Here is a 16,513-nt window from a genome sequence, read left to right as displayed (position 1 = left end):
AGGAGGAGGGCTCTTGGTTCATTGTGGCGAGGGAGCTTGCTCCCGCTGGGCTGCGAAGCGGCCCCAATATTTTGCGGTTGCTGCGCAACCGAGCGGGAGCAAGCTCCCTCGCCACAAAAGCCTCCAGGGGCTGTAATAGCAATTACAGTCTCTAGGGCCGTAATAGCAGCCACAACCTTTAAAGGCTGTAGTAATAGCCACGGCTACGCAGCGCCACGATGCGCGGGCGGCCGTCGGGGTGGGGGCCGATCTTCTTGCGCAGGTTGCTCACGTGCATATCGAGGCTGCGGTCGTACAGGGTCAGCTTGCGGCCCAGGGCGATCTGCGCCAGTTCCTGCTTGTCCAGCGGCTCGCCTGGCTGCTTGAGCAACGCTTCGAGCAGGCGGCTTTCGGAAATGGTGAGGGCCTGTTCCTGTTCATCGATGCTGACCACGCCACGCACCGGGCTGAAAGTCAGGTCACCCAGTTCGATCTGGGTGGACACGGCCGTCGGGTGGCTGCGCCGTAGCACGGCGCGCAGGCGGGCGGTCAGTTCGCGTGGGTCGCAGGGCTTGGCCAGGTAATCATCGGCGCCCAGTTCCAGGCCGAGGATACGGTCCAGCGGTTCACCCCGGGCCGACAGCATCAGCACCGGCAGCTCCGGGTGATCGCTGCGCAATTGCTTGAGCAGTTCCAGGCCACTGCCGTCGGGCAGCATCACGTCCAGTACCACGGCTGCCGGGGCGGTTTCGGCCAGGGCCTTGCGGGCACTTTGGCCATCGTGACAGGCCCGGACCTGAAAACCTTCCTGGCTCAACCAGCTAACGAGGAGCTCGCACAGCTCCTGGTCATCGTCTATCAGTAACAGCTCGCTCATGACTCACTCAATTTAGCCATTGCCGACGTTGTCTACGTCCACCGCTGGCAAAGATACCGCACAGCAGGGCCAATAGCGCTACCCCGGCACCGATGACAAACCATTGCTGTTGATCGGTCAACAGGCGTGGCAGGGGGCTGGCCTGGGCTTCCTTGAGTTGCAGCTTCAGGCGCTGGTTCTCCTGGCGCAACCGGGCCAGCAATGCGCTCTCGCGTTCGCTGTCAGCGTTTTGCAACTGCTTGCTCAGTTCTTCGCGCTGGCGTTCGCTGTCTTTCAAGCGTTGCTGCAGTTCGGCGATCTGGCTGCCGGCACTCAGGGACAAAGGCGTCGAATGACTGCCCTCGGTGTTCTCCTCGCCATGGGCGGGTGCCCCGATCGCCAACGTGACCAATAACAGGCACAACGGACCTTTGCGCATTGCAACTCCTGAATTCCAATCGAGATTAGACAGGTTGTCGGCAGGCAAACGAGAACAATGAGCAATTGAAAGCAATGAGCCGCGAAGGCTCATCGCGCCAGGGCATTTACGGCATGACTTGCTTGAATGGCTTGACCACGACATTGGCATAGACGCCGGCCGCAACGAACGGATCGGCCTCGGCCCATTGCTGCGCAGCGGACAGCGAGTCGAATTCGACCACCATCAGGCTGCCACTGAAGCCCGCGGCGCCCGGGTCATTGCTGTCCACCGCCGGATGCGGTCCAGCCAGCACTACGCGGCCTTCGTCCTGGAGTTTTTGCAGGCGCTCCAGGTGCGCGGGACGAGCGGCCTGGCGTTTTTCCAGGGAGTTGGCGACGTCGGTAGCAATGATTGCGTAGAGCATGTCAGTCCTCGGTTTTTGGCGTAGTGGGGTCGGCATCATGCAGATGACGGGACAGGTAGATACCCTGGCCAATCAGGAACAACAGCGTCAAGCCCAGGCTACCGAAGACCTTGAAGTCGACCCAGTAGTCCTGGAACGTGAACGCAACGAACAGGTTGGCGGCGCCGCAGAACAGGAAGAACGCGATCCAGGCGATGTTCAACCGGGTCCAGATCAGTTCTGGCAGGTTGATGGCATGGCCCATGATGCGCTTGATCAGCAAGCGGTCACCGACAAAGTGGCTGCCGATGAAGGCGAGGGCGAACAACCAGTTGACCACCGGGGCCTTCCATTTGAGGAAGGTTTCGCTGTGGAACGCCAGGGTCAGGCTGCCGAACACGAGGCAGGCGATCAGGGTCAGCCACTGGCTCTTCTCCAGCTTGCGCTGGGACACGAACAATGCGCCGTAGACCACCAGGGAACTGATGATCAGCACTGCGGTGGCGCTGTAAATACCGCCTACAGTCAAGGAATGACCGGCGAAGTCGACGGCCCGGGGATCAAGTTTGTAGACGATGAAAAACAGCAGGAGCGGGATGAAGTCGATGAATTGTTTCACAGTGGCAGCCAGAAGCAGGATGTGGCGGCATAATAACAAACATCCTTGGCCGCGATAGGGCCAGCTGATTTGAGGTAACAAACTCTCGTGAATGTTGATTTGCACTGCCATAGCACGGCCTCCGATGGCGCCCTGGCGCCTGCGGTTCTGGTGGCGCGGGCGTTCGAGCACGGCGTGCGAGTCCTGGCCCTGACCGATCACGACACCCTCGAAGGCCTCGACGAGGCCCGCAGCGCCGCCACGGCACTGGGCATGCAACTGGTCAATGGGGTCGAGTTGTCCTGTACCTGGGGCGGGGCGACCATTCATGTGCTGGGCTATGGTTTCGATGTGAATGCGCCCGCATTGGTCCAGGCCATCGCGCAGTTGCGCGACGGGCGCTGGCTGCGTTCCGAAGAGATCAGCCGCAAGCTGGCCCTCAAGGGCATGCCCGGTGCGCTGGACGGCGCCCGGCAGATCCAGCAGGAACTGGGCGACAGCGGCAACGCACCGGCCCGGCCACACTTTGCCGACTGGATGGTGCGCGAAGGGTTCGTCAAGGATCGCGCCGAAGCGTTCCGCAAATGGCTGGGGGCCGGCAAGCTGGGGGATGTCAAGCAGCACTGGCCGACGCTGGAAGAAACCGTCCAGACCCTGCGGGCCGCTGGCGCCTGGGTCAGCCTGGCACATCCATGGCATTATGATTTCACTCGCAGCAAGCGCCGTCGCCTGGTCGCCGACTATATTCAAGCGGGGGGCCATGCCATTGAGGTGGTCAACGGCCATCAGCCTGCCGAGCAGGTCGGCAGCCTGGCGATCCTGGCCCGTGAGTTCGGCCTGCTGGTCACCGCCGGCAGTGATTTCCATGGCCCTGGGGGCTGGTCCGAGATTGGCGAGTACCGCCCGTTGCCGGAAGATCTGCCACCACTATGGTGTAGATTCAAACATGATCCCGTTACCGCCGCCGTCTGAACAGGTAGAACACGTGAGTCAATTTTTCCAGATTCATCCGGAAAACCCGCAAGCGCGCCTGATCAAACAGGCCGTGGAGATTATTCGTAGCGGTGGCGTGGTGGTCTATCCCACCGACTCGTCCTATGCTATCGGTTGCCAGATCGGCGACAAGAATGCCGTGGAGCGTGTCAGACGCCTGCGTCAACTGGACGACAAGCACAACTTCGCGCTCATCTGCAGCGACCTGTCGCAGTTGGGCCTGTTCGCCAAGATCGACACCGGCACCTTCCGCCTGCTCAAGGCGCATTTGCCGGGGCCATACACCTTTATTCTCAATGCTACGCGGGAAGTCCCGCGGCTGTTGCTGCACCCGAAAAAGCGCACCATCGGCCTGCGGGTGCCAAGCCATCCCATTGCCCTGGCGCTGCTGGCGGAACTGGGGGAGCCGCTGATGAGCGTGACGCTGATCATGCCCGGCGAGACCGATCCATTGACCGATCCCTATGAGATGCGCCAGATCCTCGAGCATCAGGTGGACCTGATCATCGACGGCGGTTTCGGCGGCATGTCGGCGTCCACGGTGATCAACCTGGCCGATGGCGAGCCCCAGGTGGTGCGCGTCGGTTGTGGCGATCCGACACCGTTCATGGTCGAGGCCTGAATGTCCGCCGTGGAAACAGCCGTGGAGCGTACAGACAGCCAGGCCGGCGCGCAGCAGGAGCTGCCGTTCGCCATGGTCTATGGCCAGGCGGTCATGGAAATGCCCCTGGACCTGTACATTCCGCCGGATGCGCTGGAAGTATTCCTCGAAGCCTTCGAGGGCCCGCTTGACCTGCTGCTGTACCTGATTCGCAAACAGAACATCAACATCCTCGACATCCCCGTGGCGGAAATCACCCGCCAGTACATGGGCTACGTCGAGTTGATGCAGTCGGTGCGCCTGGAACTGGCGGCCGAGTACCTGGTGATGGCCGCCATGCTGGCCGAGATCAAGTCGCGGATGCTGCTGCCGCGCTCGGCTGAGGTCGAAGCGGAAGAGGACGACCCGCGGGCCGAACTGATCCGTCGTTTGCAGGAGTACGAACGCTTCAAGGTCGCAGCCGAAGGCCTCGATGGTTTGAATCGGGTCGGGCGCGATGTGGTGGTGCCCAAGCTCGATGCCCCCGAGGCGCGGGCGCGCAAGTTGCTGCCGGATGTGAGCCTGGAAGAGTTGCTGATGTCCATGGCTGAGGTCCTGCGCCGGGGCGATATGTTTGAAAGTCATCAGGTCAGCCGCGAAGCGCTGTCCACCCGCGAGCGCATGAGCGATGTGCTGGAGCGGCTCAAGGGCGGCGGTTTCGTGCCGTTCGTCGAGCTGTTCACCGCCGAGGAAGGGCGCCTGGGGGTCGTTGTGACGTTTATGGCGGTCTTGGAATTGGTCAAGGAATCCTTGGTCGAGCTGGTACAGAATGAGCCGTTCGCAGCGATCCATGTGCGGGCACGAGCCGAATAACGAGCAAATCAATGAATCTGACTGAACCCCGCGAGCTGGCCCCCTTGCTTGAAGCTTTCCTGTTGGCCTCGGGAAAGCCGCAATCGATGGAGCGCCTGTTCGAACTCTTCGAAGAAGGCGAGCGACCTGAGCCGGCCGTGTTCAAGAAAGCCCTGACGCTGCTGGGCAAATCCTGCGAGGGACGGGCCTTCGAGCTCAAGGAAGTGGCGTCCGGTTATCGCCTGCAGATCCGCGAGAAGTTCGCGCCATGGGTCGGGCGCCTGTGGGAGGAGCGGCCGCAGCGCTACTCCCGCGCCATGCTCGAAACCATGGCATTGATTGCCTATCGTCAACCGATCACCCGGGGCGAGATCGAAGATGTGCGCGGCGTGGCGGTCAACAGCCATATCGTCAAGACGCTGTTGGAGCGCGAGTGGATCCGCGTCGTCGGCTATCGCGATGTGCCCGGCAAACCGGCGATGTTCGCCACCACCAAGGCCTTTCTCGATCACTTCAACCTGAAGAACCTGGATGACCTGCCGCCGCTGGCCGAACTGCGGGAGCTGGAACCCGAACCGATGCTGGAATTCGACGACGCCCCGGTGCCCCAGGGCCTGCAGGAATTGGCCGACGCCAGTGCCGAGCCTGAGGAGCCGAAGGAAGAGACCAGTTTCCACTCGTTGTTGCTGGAGCTGGACACCATGGAGGAGGGCTTGAAGACCGATTTCGACGACCTGCTGCGTGAGGGGCCGGGGCCTGAAGGCGAGACGGATGAGTTGCCGGAGCCTGACAGCGAGTCGGAGCCTGAACCTGAACCTGAACCTGAGCCGGAAGAAGACATCCTCGGCGTTGCCGAAGCCCGGGAAAAACTGCTGGCCGCCGTCGCCGCCCTCCAACCGCCGGAACCCGAACTGAGCGACGAGGAAGCCGAAGCCCGCGCCCTGGCCGAAGCGATCGAAAACGAACGGCGCCAGTTCGACGATTGATTCAACTGGGTTGGAACGCGGTCGCCTGTGGGAGCCGAGCTGCTCGCGATGACAGAGGAACATTCAGCATCAATGCAAGCTGACCCACCGCTATCGCGAGCAAGCTCGGCTCCCACAGGGGGCCTTCAGCCACCGGTCGGCGGAAAAAGCGCTGAGCCTGGGTTGATCAGCTAGTCTCTGATGCGCAATCGCCTCAACGAGCGTATGATTCGCGACCCTTTGGCGATCCCTTCGTCGAAGACCCGTTTTCAAAGCGTCAGGCCAAGCCTGGCTCGACCACACCGGGAGGTGCCCAGAATGAAAGACCAAGACCAGAACGACAGCCAGGAAATCGGCCCAGCAGGCGAGAAGCTGCAAAAAGTCCTCGCCCGTATCGGCGTCGGTTCGCGCCGTGACGTGGAAGCCTGGATCACCCAGGGCCGGATCAAGGTCAATGGCAAAGATGCCACCTTGGGCCTGCGTGTCGACATGCATGACGCCATCACCATCGATGGCAAGGTGATCAAGCGCGAAGAGGCCGCCGAAACGGTGCGTCGCGTGATCATGTACAACAAACCCGACGGCGAGATCTGCACCCGTGACGACCCGGAAGGCCGTCCGACCGTGTTCGACAAGATGCCGCGTCCGAAAGAAGGCCGCTGGATCAACATCGGGCGCTTGGACATCAACACCACCGGTCTGCTGATGTTCACCACCGACGGTGAACTGGCCAACCGCTTGATGCACCCGTCCTACGAGATGGACCGCGAATACGCTGTGCGTGTGCGTGGTGAAGTCGATGACGAGATGATCGAGCGCCTGAAGGCCGGCGTCGTGCTGGAAGACGGCCCGGCGCGTTTCACCGACATCAAGCAGGCGCCCGGCGGTGAAGGCTTCAACCACTGGTACCACTGCGTGGTGATGGAAGGCCGCAACCGTGAAGTGCGGCGTCTGTGGGAATCCCAGGGGTTGGTGGTCAGCCGCCTCAAGCGCGTGCGCTTCGGTCCGGTGTTCCTCAATTCCGACCTGCCGATGGGCCGCTGGCGCGAAATGAGCCAGTACGAAGTCGACATCCTGGCGGCCGAAGTAGGCCTCAAGCCGGTAGCAATGCCGCAGATGACCGCCAAGAGCAAGGACAAGCTGGAGCGGATGCAGCGTAAATCCTCGCGCCCGATGGGCAAGACCGAGCGCGTGCGTACGCTGCGTCCGGCTGCTGAAGGTGTGGCGACCGGTCCGCGTCCTTCCCGCGAGCCGCAGATCGAAGGCGAGCGCCCGGCCCGCAAGCCTGCACCTCGCCAGGACGGCGAGCGTGGTCCACGCACGCCGCGTCCGGCCAATGGTCGGACTGAACGTGGTGAGGGGCGCGGTGCTCCGGCTGGCCGCGGTACGCCAGTCGCCGATCGCCCGGCCGACACCAAGCGTCCGGCCAAGCCCGCGCCGAAAAAGCGCCCGGGTATCGTCCTGGCCGATCGCGATGCGCCATCGGGCAAGCGCCGTGGTGCACCGGCAGGTTCGGGACAGCGTCCGGGGTTCGGGCGTCGTAAGCCGGAGTGAGGCAGCCATGAGCTTCTAGCTGCAAGCTGCAAGAAAAAACGGCAACCACTAGGTTGCCGTTTTTGTGTCTGGCGTTATTGATACGCTGCCGGTGCGGCCGTCTTCGCGAGCAGCTCCACACCACGATCCAGAGGCTGCTCGCTCTTTCTTGCCGCTTGAAGCTCGCCGCTTGCAACTGCCCCTAAAGCACAAACCGCCCATCAAACATCGGCTCGTTATCCAGCGCCAATACGCCGCTCTCGAAAATCAGGTCCAGGTGATGGCTGCCCTTGGCCCCGCCACCGAGTCCCAGGTGCAGGCCGCAATGGCGCTCCTCGAAACCGGCGTTGCGTGCATAAAGACTCTTGACCCCTTCATTGGTGCCGATTCCCAGTTCCTCGATGCGGCGATTGGACGGGTTGGCGTCCAGGTACTTGTTGAAGTCGTGCTCCAGGCCCGGTACGTCGGTGGCGATTTTCTGGATGGTGGAGTCTTCGATCCACAGCTCCAGCGGCGATTGCAGCACGCCGTATTTACGTGCGAACGGGATGGTGCTCAGGAAGGTGCCGACGAAATTCACCCGACCATTGATGGTGTCGCTGTGAGTGGCGATTTCGCCGGGCGCCAGGTCGTAGTTGCCGAGGCCGTTGATGTCGGTCCACTTCTTCACGCCGCCCAGGACTGTGTCGAAATATGAACCGTGGTCATCCTGGAAACTCAGGGTCGCCGCCTGGGACATGCGTCGGATCAGGTGACTGTTGAGCCCGGCGATACGCTGGGGAATCACGCTGAAGGTGTCGTAGAAGTAGTCGCCGTAGTCCTTGAACAGCAGCGATTTCTTCCAGTTGTCGGCCATCACGCCTTGCAGTGCGCGGACAAAGTCCGGGCCGTCGGGACGAGGGTTGGGCAGGGTCGAGGAGTCGTAGAAGAAAATATACAGATCGCAGTCGGCAATGGCCTTGGACAGGCGCTCCGTGGGTTCGAGGTCCAGGCGCATGGCACTGAACCGGAAGGGCGAGCCGCTGCCCGCCTGTTCGGCGATGGCGCCGGTCAGCGCTTCGTAGTCAGCGGTATGGCCGAGCAACACCTTGGCGGGCTGGATGCCGGCCAGGGCGGGATGGTGTTCGAGGTAGTAAAGGAAATGTGAGATGGCTCGTTGCGTGTCCATGCTTATTCTTCCCTGACAAGTTCATTAAACGTCCCTGACAACCGGCAAAAGTGGCGGAGTCGACCGGCCGGATCGCCTCCGCCGGGCGGTGCCTACAGAGGCCACATCGCCGTGCCGAATGGAACGACGGCATCGGCCTGCATCATTTCAACGGCGGCTTCATGGGTTGGGGCTTCAAACCATTCGTCCAGTTGCAGTTCGGTTTCCAAGTCTTTGTCCAGTGCTTGCATAGTGAATCTCCTAGATGACTTTTACGGAAATAAGCGGCTCGCTTCGGCGAGTGGAAACAGGCCGGCGACGGCACCGCAGAACTTGTCGGCACGATGCCTTGGCAAGTCGCTGAAAACCTAGTCGAGGGAATTTTGGATTGCAAAAAAATAATTTATTTTTTTTCGTTTGAACTTTTTGTTCCATTTTCAGCGACGACATTACTCATTCAAAAACAGCCGCCTGGGTGTTTTTTTAAATAGGTAGCTACCTACCGTCAATTTGCAGTCAGCCTACGGAAATTTCCTACTTGGAAAATTTGCGTGACGGGTTGTAAAGAAATGCTGACGTAAAAGGCCGATCGAGAGGGGCCGAAACGTCGTTTTCCCAAAGCGTAAGAAAAAACTTCCGTAAGCCCCGCCCTGCAGGGGTTTCCAAAGCTCTGGCCCGCTTGTTTCGAATCGATGGGCAGGGTGAGATGCGCCTCATGCCTGTCGTGCAGGTGAATAACAAGAAGGAGGCGCAATGAACGCCGCAGCTCAAGTGCATTTCTCCCGTCGTAGCGTTTTTAGCGCTACACCCTTCAGGGGCTCGCAAGGGCCTGGACACTTTTTTGCAGCCGCCCGGCATGTTCGGGGCGGCCCCATGCAATCCCGGCAAACGACACGCTGATCCGGTGGTGTCTGGCAGCAGGGGGTCAGCGGTGTACAATGCGCCGCGTTTTACTGTGACCCTTCGCGTACCCACGCACTTTCAAGGTTATCCACCTTGTTCACTCCGCCACGCCACAAGCGTGTCGGGTTCGATTTCGTCACAGATAAAAACAAACAGGTGACGCATGACCGTTGTAAAAACGCTGAATTCCTGGTGCCTGCGCTGGGGTTTGATCGGCGCTGCTTGAGATCCGATTCGAGCGGCAACGTCTAACGAACATCATCAAACCTTGCGTGAGACCCTTTTCATGAGTGGACAAAACTCGCATTCGGGCGAGCTGAAACGCGGCCTGAAAAATCGCCACATTCAACTGATCGCCCTCGGTGGCGCGATCGGCACTGGCCTGTTCCTCGGCTCGGCGGGGGTGCTGAAATCAGCCGGCCCGTCGATGATCCTTGGCTACGCCATCTGCGGCTTCATCGCCTTCATGATCATGCGCCAGTTGGGCGAAATGATCGTCGAAGAGCCAGTCGCCGGGTCCTTCAGCCACTTCGCCCACAAGTATTGGGGCGGTTTCGCCGGGTTCCTGTCGGGTTGGAACTGCTGGATTCTGTACATCCTGGTGGGCATGTCCGAACTGACTGCTGTCGGCAAGTACATCCATTACTGGGCGCCGGATATCCCGACCTGGGTGTCGGCGGCGGCGTTTTTCATCCTGATCAACGTCATCAACCTGGCTAACGTCAAAGTCTTCGGCGAGGCCGAGTTCTGGTTCGCGATCATCAAGGTCGTGGCGATTGTCGGCATGATTGCCCTGGGCAGCTATTTGCTGGTCAGTGGCCACGGCGGCCCGCAAGCGTCGGTGACCAACCTGTGGTCCCATGGTGGGTTTTTCCCCAACGGCGTCAGCGGCCTGGTGATGGCCATGGCGATCATCATGTTCTCTTTTGGTGGCCTGGAAATGCTCGGTTTCACCGCCGCTGAGGCCGACAAACCGAAAACCGTGATCCCCAAGGCCATTAACCAGGTGATCTACCGGATCCTGATTTTCTACATCGGCGCCCTCGTGGTGCTGCTGTCCCTGACGCCTTGGGACAGCCTGCTGAGCACGCTCAACGCCTCCGGCGATGCCTACAGCGGCAGCCCGTTCGTGCAGGTGTTCTCGATGCTGGGCAGCAACACCGCGGCGCATATCCTCAACTTCGTGGTGCTGACCGCCGCGCTGTCGGTGTACAACAGCGGCACCTATTGCAACAGCCGTATGTTGCTGGGCATGGCCGAGCAGGGCGATGCGCCCAAGGTCTTGTCCAAGATCGACAAGCGCGGCGTGCCGGTGCGTTCGATCCTCGCATCGGCGGCGGTCACGCTGGTGGCGGTGCTGTTGAATTACCTGATCCCGCAACATGCGCTGGAGTTGCTGATGTCGCTGGTGGTCGCGACCCTGGTGATCAACTGGGCGATGATCAGCTACTCGCACTTCAAGTTCCGCCAGCACATGAACCAGACCCATCAGACGCCGCTGTTCAAGGCGCTGTGGTACCCGTACGGCAACTACATCTGCCTGGCGTTCGTGGTGTTCATCCTGGGCGTGATGTTGTTGATCCCGGGCATCCAGGTATCGGTCTATGCGATTCCGGTGTGGGTGGTGTTCATGGCCGTGTGCTATTGGATCAAGAACAAGCGCAGTGCGCGGCAGGAACTGGCTGTGGCGGCTGCAGCCAAGTAATCCATCCTGAAAATACAACAAACCCGGCGAAGTGCCGTAATGCTGTTCACTCAAGGCAATCGGCAAACCCGTGGCGAGGGAGCTTGCTCCCGCTGGGCCGCGAAGCGGCCCCAAAACCTGCCAGATGCGGAGCATCAGACGCACCGCACCCGCCGGTTTACGACTGCTTCGCAGCCGAACGGGAGCAAGCTCCCTCGCCACAGGTCCATCATTTTTCTTGAATGAACCGCATTAGGCCAAGTGCCGGGTTTGTCGTTTCCGGCTCACACCTCCCACAGGGTTAGGCGTTGTCGGGGGGATTCGCGGTATCCTGTGGGGCCTGATACCGGACACTTTCCATGCTGGCGATTTCCAACACCGTGCACATCCCGGATGCCGAGATCGAGCTGACGGCCATCCGCGCCCAGGGGGCCGGGGGGCAGAACGTCAACAAGGTCTCCAGTGCCGTGCATTTGCGCTTCGACATTCCGGCCTCGTCGCTGCCCGAGTTCTACAAGGAGCGGCTGCTGGCCCTGAGTGACAGTCGCATTACCAGCGACGGTGTGTTGATCATCAAGGCCCAGCAGTACCGCACCCAGGAACAGAACCGGGCCGATGCCCTGGAGCGCCTGCTCGAGCTGATCCTCAGCGCCACCAAGGTCGAGAAGAAGCGCCGTCCGACCAAACCGACCCTGGGTTCGAAAAAGCGTCGCCTGGAATCCAAGACCAAGCGCGGCTCGATCAAGGCCGGCCGCGGCAAGGTGGACTTCTAGCTTTTCTCCCGTTCCTGGCGATGCCTCGGCGCCTGTCGGTACAGATAGACGCTCAATGCCAACCCGCCCAGGGCCGCGAATGCGGCGAACAGAAAGATCGAGGCAAAGCCGAAGCCCGCAGCAATCGCACCGGCCAGCGGTCCGGTGATCCCCAGCGACAAATCAATGAACAGTGAATAAGCCCCCACCGCCGCCCCACGGCTGGAGGCCGGCACCAGGTTGACCGCTTCCACGCCCAGCGCCGGAAACACCAGGGAGAAGCCGAAACCGCTCAACGCCGCGCCCGCCAGGGCCCAGTGGGCATCCGGTGCGAGCCACAACAGCAACAGGCCCAGGGTTTCCACCGACAGGCAGGCAATGGCGACGCGGAAGCCGCCCATTCGGTTGATCAGGTTGCCAAAGAGCAAGCGCGCGCCGATGAAGCTGGCGCCGAACAGGCTCAGGCACAACACCGCGTTGTCCCAATGCTGGGTGGCGTAGTACAGGGTGATGAACGTGGCGATGGTGCCAAACCCGATGGAACCTAGGGCCAGGCCGCAGCCGTGCGGCAGGACGCGCCCCAGCACGTGCATGAACGGCAGGCGTTCGCCAGTGACGATGGGCGCGGCGGTTTTGCGCCAGGCCAATGCCAACCCCAGCAAACCGAGCAAGATAATGCTCACGCCCATGCTCCACAGCCCCAGCGCATTGACCAGCCACACTCCCAGCGGTGCGCCGATCGCCAGCGCGCCGTAACTGGCGATACCGTTCCAGGAAATCACCTTGGCGGTATTCGCCGCGCCGACCCGGCCGATGCCCCAGCCAATCGAACCGGAGCCCACCAGGCTTTCCGCGCTGCCGAGCACCAGACGACCGATCAGCAGGCTGATCAGGCTGAACGTGGGCAGGTGGGGCGTCCAGGCAGAGACCAGCATGAACACGCCGCTCAGCCCGCAGCCGGCGAGGCCGAACATCACCGCGCGCTTGCTCCCCAGGTTATCGATGATTCGCCCGGCGTAAGGACGACTGAGCAGGGTGGCCAGGTATTGCACGCTGATCACCAACCCGGCGATCACTGCGCCGAAGCCCAGTTCGCCGTGGACGAACCCGGGCAGCACGGCCAGGGGAATGCCGATATTCAGGTAGCCGATGAAGGTGAACAGGACGATGGAGACGACTTGCAGCGTGACCGCCAGGGGGCGCTGGGAATCTGACATGGGGTAAAGGTCCACGGAGCAGCAGGATAGATAGGCTGCTTATGATAACGGCGACCGTGGGGTCAGGGCGCAGAAAAGTAAAACTATTTGCCCAATGGTGGTTCAGTTGCCGCTCTCACCGCTGACCAGGCGTGTGGTAACCAGTGCGGCGATGGCGTTTTCTTCGCTGCCAAAGCGCGCCAGCAGGACCGCTTGTTTCTCGGCAGGAAGGCGGGTCCAGATCTCGACCATTTTTTCGGCAGTGCCGATCAGTACGCTGGCCTGGGCTTCGCTGAATGGAGGGGTGTCATCGGTCATGGAGGGCTCGGGGTTCAGGCGGTGTGGAAAGCGCATCTTAGCGCTTTCCACACGGTCTGGTGGTGCGGGTCAATCAGTCTTCGCTGTCGGCCTGGCGGCGTTCAGTGGCTTCTTTTGGCTCGGGTTGCTGGGCGTCTGCTTGCCCCCCGGCTTGTAGCGTGGTCGTCTGCTCAGTGTCGTGCAGGCTTGGGAAGGGGAGATTAGGGATCTCGTGCATATCGCGCTCCTCGCAAGGTCTGTGGATAGATCTGGTAGATCCGCGCTTTTACAAAGCCTGGGCAGGATACAGCAGGAGAAATGACAAAAAGACTTTTAAATCCCGTCGGGCCGACAAAAGGGATTGTCTAGACACGTCATGTTCAATAGTCACCTCGCTTGCGAAATGCCCAGCGGCCGGCAATCAGCGTGAAGGTTGCCACCAGTGCCACCAGGATCCAGAAGCCTTCGGGATCGCTGGCAAGCGGCACGCCACCGACGTTCATGCCAAAGAAACCGGCAATGATGTTGATGGGCAACGCCAATACCGTGACCACCGTCAGGGTGAACAGGGTGCGGTTGCTTTGTTCGTTGAGATTGGCGGCGATTTCTTCCTGGAGCAGCTTGATCCGTTCACTCAACGCGGTGAGGTCGTTGATGATCAGGGCGAATTCCTCGGTGGATTTGCGCAGCTCCTTGACGTCTTCTTTCTGCAACCATTGCGGCGGGCGGTTGAGCAGACGTAGCAATGAACCCGGCTCCAGGGCCAGCAAGCGCTGCAAGCGCACCAGCACCCGGCGGTTGCTGCCCAGCTCGGCGCGGTTGGTGGACAGCCGCGAGGACAGCAATTGATCTTCGACCTGGTCGACGCTCAGGCTGGTCTTGCGCACGATCTGGGTCAGCACTTCGCCCTGGTCGCGCAGCAAGTGCACGAGTAATTCCACTGGCGAGCGAAAGCACTCGCCGGCCTTCACCGACGAGCGCAGCTTGTCGACCGAGTGCAAGGGTTGCAGGCGCGCGCTGACGATCAATCGGCTGTGCACGCAAACCCACAATGTGGAGACATCCGAGGACACCATGTTGCTGAGGTTGAACACGACATCGTTCACCACCGCCAGCAACGCCGAGTCGACATGCTCGATGCGGGTCGAGCGCGAGCCTTCGTGCAAGGCTTCGAAAAATTCCTGGGGCAGGGCCAGGTGACCTTTCATCCAGCGCTCGCACGCAGCGTGGGCCAGGTTCAGGTGCAGCCAGAGGAACTCATCCGAGTCTTGCGGGTGTTGCAGGCTCCGTAAGGCCTGGGCCGAATCGATTTCCTGCCCGCGTTCGCCGGGGCGGAAACGGAACCCGTAAAGCAGGCCGAACAGGTCCGGATCACGGTGGCTTTGATCAAGGCTGTGGTTCATGAAGTCTCGCTGGCGGGAAGTGCCTGTCGCGGCTACAGGTTCACTTGAACGCCATCTTCGCAAGCTTTCTTGATGGTTTTGTGACAGTTCCATCCGCACCGCCAAGCTGGCGCTACCGGCAGTCGCCAAGTTTCAAGAATGCCCCGGGCAGGCCGATGTCGTGTACATATCCCCCGTATTCGGTGTGTTGCGGATATGGGGGCGGGACATCGTTCCTGTTCCTCTTGCTTAGAGATTGCTCCCCATGATTCTACAAAAATCCCTTCGAGCCCAGATTCTCGCCCTGTTGAGCGGCAGCCTGCTGGCGATGTTGCTGATCGCCCTGGCGTCCTTTCATTTCCTTTCCAATGGTGTCCAGAACTATCGCAACCTGATCGATGGACCGTTGCGTGCCTCGCAATTGATCGACGAGGCCAACTTGCAGTTCAAGGTGCAGGTGCAGGAATGGAAAAACGTCCTGCTGCGCGGCAAGCAGCCGGCGGACCTGGATAAATACTGGAAGCAGTTCGAGGAACGTCAGCGTGAGGTCCAAGACATCCTTGGCCAATTGAGCGGGCGTGAAGGTGTGCCGGCGCCAATCAAGACCCGCATCGTGGCCCTGCGCGATGAACATCGTCAGTTGGGTGCTGCCTACCAAAAGGGCCGTGACGCATTTGTCGCCTCCGGTGGCGATTCGGCGGCGGGCGATGCGGCGGTCAAGGGCGTGGACCGTGCGGCCAGTGAGCAAATGAGTGCGCTGGTGGTGGAGCTGCGCAAGCTGGCCACCGAGCAATCGACGCTGATCAGTGCCGGCGCCGATCGCACGATTATGCTGGGCACCGTGATCATGCTGGTGTCGGGTGTGCTGATTGGGCTGTTCAGCCTGTGGCTGGTCAATCGCAACCTGGTTCAACCGATCCGTAACCTGATCGACTACGTGACCCGACTCAGCCATGGGCGTTTCGCCGAGCGTGTGACGAGCAACCGTCAGGACGAGTTGGGCAATCTGGCGGTAGCGGCCAACACATTGCGCGATTTCCTTGCCGAAACCTTTACCCGCCTGCAACGCAGTGCCACGGAACTGGACAGTGCCAGCGGTGAGCTCAATGCCATCGCCAGCCTGATGAGCCAGGGCACCAGCGAGCAATTCGAACGCACCGATCAGGTGGCGACGGCGATGAACGAAATGTCCGCCACAGCCCAGGAAGTGGCCCGCCATGCGGCTGACGCTGCAAGGGCGGCCGATGACGCCGATCAATCGGCGCAGCAGGGCGAGAAGGTCATGCAAGGGACCATTCACACCATCACGCGGATGCGCGGCGAGATCGCCAACACGGCCACGGTCATCCGTCAGTTGGAAACCGACAGCGGGCGCATCGGCAAGGTGCTGGAGGTGATCCGCGGGATCGCCGAACAGACCAACCTGCTGGCCCTCAATGCTGCCATCGAAGCCGCGCGAGCCGGGGAGGCGGGGCGCGGTTTCGCGGTGGTCGCCGATGAGGTCCGCAGCCTGGCCCAGCGTACAGCCTCGTCAATCATCGAGATCAACCAGATTATCCAGACTGTACAAACGGGAGCGGTGGACGCGGCCCACGCCATTGAGAGTGGGCAATCGCGCAGCGAAGAAAGTGTGGAGCAAGTGACCCAGGCCGGTGTGATGCTCGAACGCATCACCCAGGCTGTCGAAGCGATTCGCGACATGAACCGCCAGATCGCCACCGCAGCCGAAGAGCAGACTTCCGTGGCCGAAGACATTTCCCGCAACCTGACGGAAATCACCTGCATCGCCAGCACTAACCTGGACAATGTGCAGCGCACCGAAGCCGCCAGTCGGGATTTGCACGGTTTGTCGGGACAATTGAATGAAGTGACGGCGCGGTTGAGTGCCTGACGGTCGTTCGCGACAGGTATTGATAAACGCAAAAGAGCCGCGCAACCCCAAGGTTGCGCGGCTCTTTTTTTTGCTGATGGA

At 61.0% G+C, this 16,513-nt stretch carries 18 protein-coding genes; 8 read left to right on the top strand and 10 right to left on the bottom strand.

Annotation, left to right across the window (positions count from 1 at the left end; genetic code table 11):
• Positions 1–178: 178 nt before the first annotated feature.
• From BLO97_RS09045 to BLO97_RS09030, 4 genes are all read right to left on the bottom strand, one after another.
• Positions 179–856, bottom strand: a complete 678-nt coding sequence (locus BLO97_RS09045; protein ID WP_063324675.1) for a response regulator transcription factor — start codon at positions 854–856, stop codon at positions 179–181.
• Between the two features lie 7 nt (positions 857–863).
• Positions 864–1,274 (bottom strand): SH3 domain-containing protein, encoded by a 411-nt coding sequence (locus tag BLO97_RS09040; protein WP_063324676.1) that lies wholly within the window; start codon positions 1,272–1,274, stop codon positions 864–866.
• 106 nt (positions 1,275–1,380) lie between these two features.
• On the bottom strand, positions 1,381–1,680 hold the full coding sequence (locus BLO97_RS09035; RefSeq protein WP_057452480.1) for a YciI family protein: 300 nt from the start codon (positions 1,678–1,680) through the stop codon (positions 1,381–1,383).
• Between the two features lies 1 nt (position 1,681).
• Entirely contained in the window at positions 1,682–2,278 is a 597-nt protein-coding gene (locus BLO97_RS09030; RefSeq protein ID WP_063324677.1) for a septation protein A, read from the bottom strand.
• Positions 2,279–2,365: 87 nt separating this feature from the next.
• On the opposite strand from BLO97_RS09030, the gene BLO97_RS09025 reads away from it, so the two are divergent.
• From BLO97_RS09025 to rluB, 5 genes are all read left to right on the top strand, one after another.
• A complete protein-coding gene (locus BLO97_RS09025; RefSeq protein WP_060740970.1) occupies positions 2,366–3,229 on the top strand; it encodes a PHP domain-containing protein in 864 nt (287 codons plus the stop codon).
• Between the two features lie 13 nt (positions 3,230–3,242).
• On the top strand, positions 3,243–3,872 hold the full coding sequence (locus BLO97_RS09020; RefSeq protein WP_063325238.1) for an L-threonylcarbamoyladenylate synthase: 630 nt from the start codon (positions 3,243–3,245) through the stop codon (positions 3,870–3,872).
• Positions 3,873–4,004: 132 nt separating this feature from the next.
• On the top strand, positions 4,005–4,703 hold the full coding sequence (locus tag BLO97_RS09015) for a segregation and condensation protein A (protein ID WP_165826070.1): 699 nt from the start codon (positions 4,005–4,007) through the stop codon (positions 4,701–4,703).
• An 11-nt stretch (positions 4,704–4,714) separates the two neighbouring features.
• Positions 4,715–5,668 (top strand): SMC-Scp complex subunit ScpB, encoded by a 954-nt coding sequence (gene scpB, locus BLO97_RS09010; protein ID WP_092345621.1) that lies wholly within the window; start codon positions 4,715–4,717, stop codon positions 5,666–5,668.
• Positions 5,669–5,965: 297 nt separating this feature from the next.
• A complete protein-coding gene (gene rluB / locus BLO97_RS09005; protein ID WP_060740973.1) occupies positions 5,966–7,201 on the top strand; it encodes a 23S rRNA pseudouridine(2605) synthase RluB in 1,236 nt (411 codons plus the stop codon).
• Positions 7,202–7,382: 181 nt separating this feature from the next.
• On the opposite strand, the gene BLO97_RS09000 is transcribed toward rluB, so the two are convergent.
• A complete protein-coding gene (locus BLO97_RS09000; protein WP_092145194.1) occupies positions 7,383–8,348 on the bottom strand; it encodes a M29 family metallopeptidase in 966 nt (321 codons plus the stop codon).
• Positions 8,349–8,440: 92 nt separating this feature from the next.
• On the bottom strand, positions 8,441–8,578 hold the full coding sequence (locus tag BLO97_RS31590) for a hypothetical protein (RefSeq protein WP_003178782.1): 138 nt from the start codon (positions 8,576–8,578) through the stop codon (positions 8,441–8,443).
• 938 nt (positions 8,579–9,516) lie between these two features.
• On the opposite strand from BLO97_RS31590, the gene BLO97_RS08995 reads away from it, so the two are divergent.
• Together BLO97_RS08995 and arfB are read left to right on the top strand one after the other, a co-directional pair.
• Positions 9,517–10,935: an amino acid permease gene (locus BLO97_RS08995; protein WP_063324682.1), complete on the top strand. Its 1,419-nt coding sequence runs from the start codon at positions 9,517–9,519 to the stop codon at positions 10,933–10,935.
• A gap of 338 nt (positions 10,936–11,273) precedes the next feature.
• Entirely contained in the window at positions 11,274–11,687 is a 414-nt protein-coding gene (arfB, locus tag BLO97_RS08990; RefSeq protein ID WP_092145197.1) for an alternative ribosome rescue aminoacyl-tRNA hydrolase ArfB, read from the top strand.
• Here the strand turns inward: arfB and BLO97_RS08985 are convergent.
• The 4 genes from BLO97_RS08985 to BLO97_RS08975 all read right to left on the bottom strand — a co-directional run bounded on the left by BLO97_RS08985 (position 11,684) and on the right by BLO97_RS08975 (position 14,562).
• Positions 11,684–12,883, bottom strand: coding sequence for an MFS transporter (locus BLO97_RS08985; RefSeq protein WP_063324684.1), 1,200 nt, complete (start codon positions 12,881–12,883; stop codon positions 11,684–11,686). The genes arfB and BLO97_RS08985 overlap by 4 nt on opposite strands.
• A gap of 102 nt (positions 12,884–12,985) precedes the next feature.
• Entirely contained in the window at positions 12,986–13,216 is a 231-nt protein-coding gene (locus tag BLO97_RS08980; protein WP_092223533.1) for a hypothetical protein, read from the bottom strand.
• Between the two features lie 37 nt (positions 13,217–13,253).
• On the bottom strand, positions 13,254–13,397 hold the full coding sequence (locus tag BLO97_RS31585; protein ID WP_003204853.1) for a hypothetical protein: 144 nt from the start codon (positions 13,395–13,397) through the stop codon (positions 13,254–13,256).
• Between the two features lie 142 nt (positions 13,398–13,539).
• A complete protein-coding gene (locus BLO97_RS08975) occupies positions 13,540–14,562 on the bottom strand; it encodes a transporter (RefSeq protein ID WP_063324685.1) in 1,023 nt (340 codons plus the stop codon).
• Positions 14,563–14,806: 244 nt separating this feature from the next.
• On the opposite strand from BLO97_RS08975, the gene BLO97_RS08970 reads away from it, so the two are divergent.
• On the top strand, positions 14,807–16,432 hold the full coding sequence (locus tag BLO97_RS08970) for a methyl-accepting chemotaxis protein (RefSeq protein WP_092145203.1): 1,626 nt from the start codon (positions 14,807–14,809) through the stop codon (positions 16,430–16,432).
• Positions 16,433–16,513 lie beyond the last annotated feature (81 nt).

The organism is Pseudomonas sp. NFACC05-1 (assembly GCF_900100135.1).
In the GTDB taxonomy this organism is placed as follows: domain Bacteria; phylum Pseudomonadota; class Gammaproteobacteria; order Pseudomonadales; family Pseudomonadaceae; genus Aquipseudomonas; species Aquipseudomonas fluorescens_Q.
This window is presented reverse-complemented; position numbering and strand designations above follow the sequence as displayed.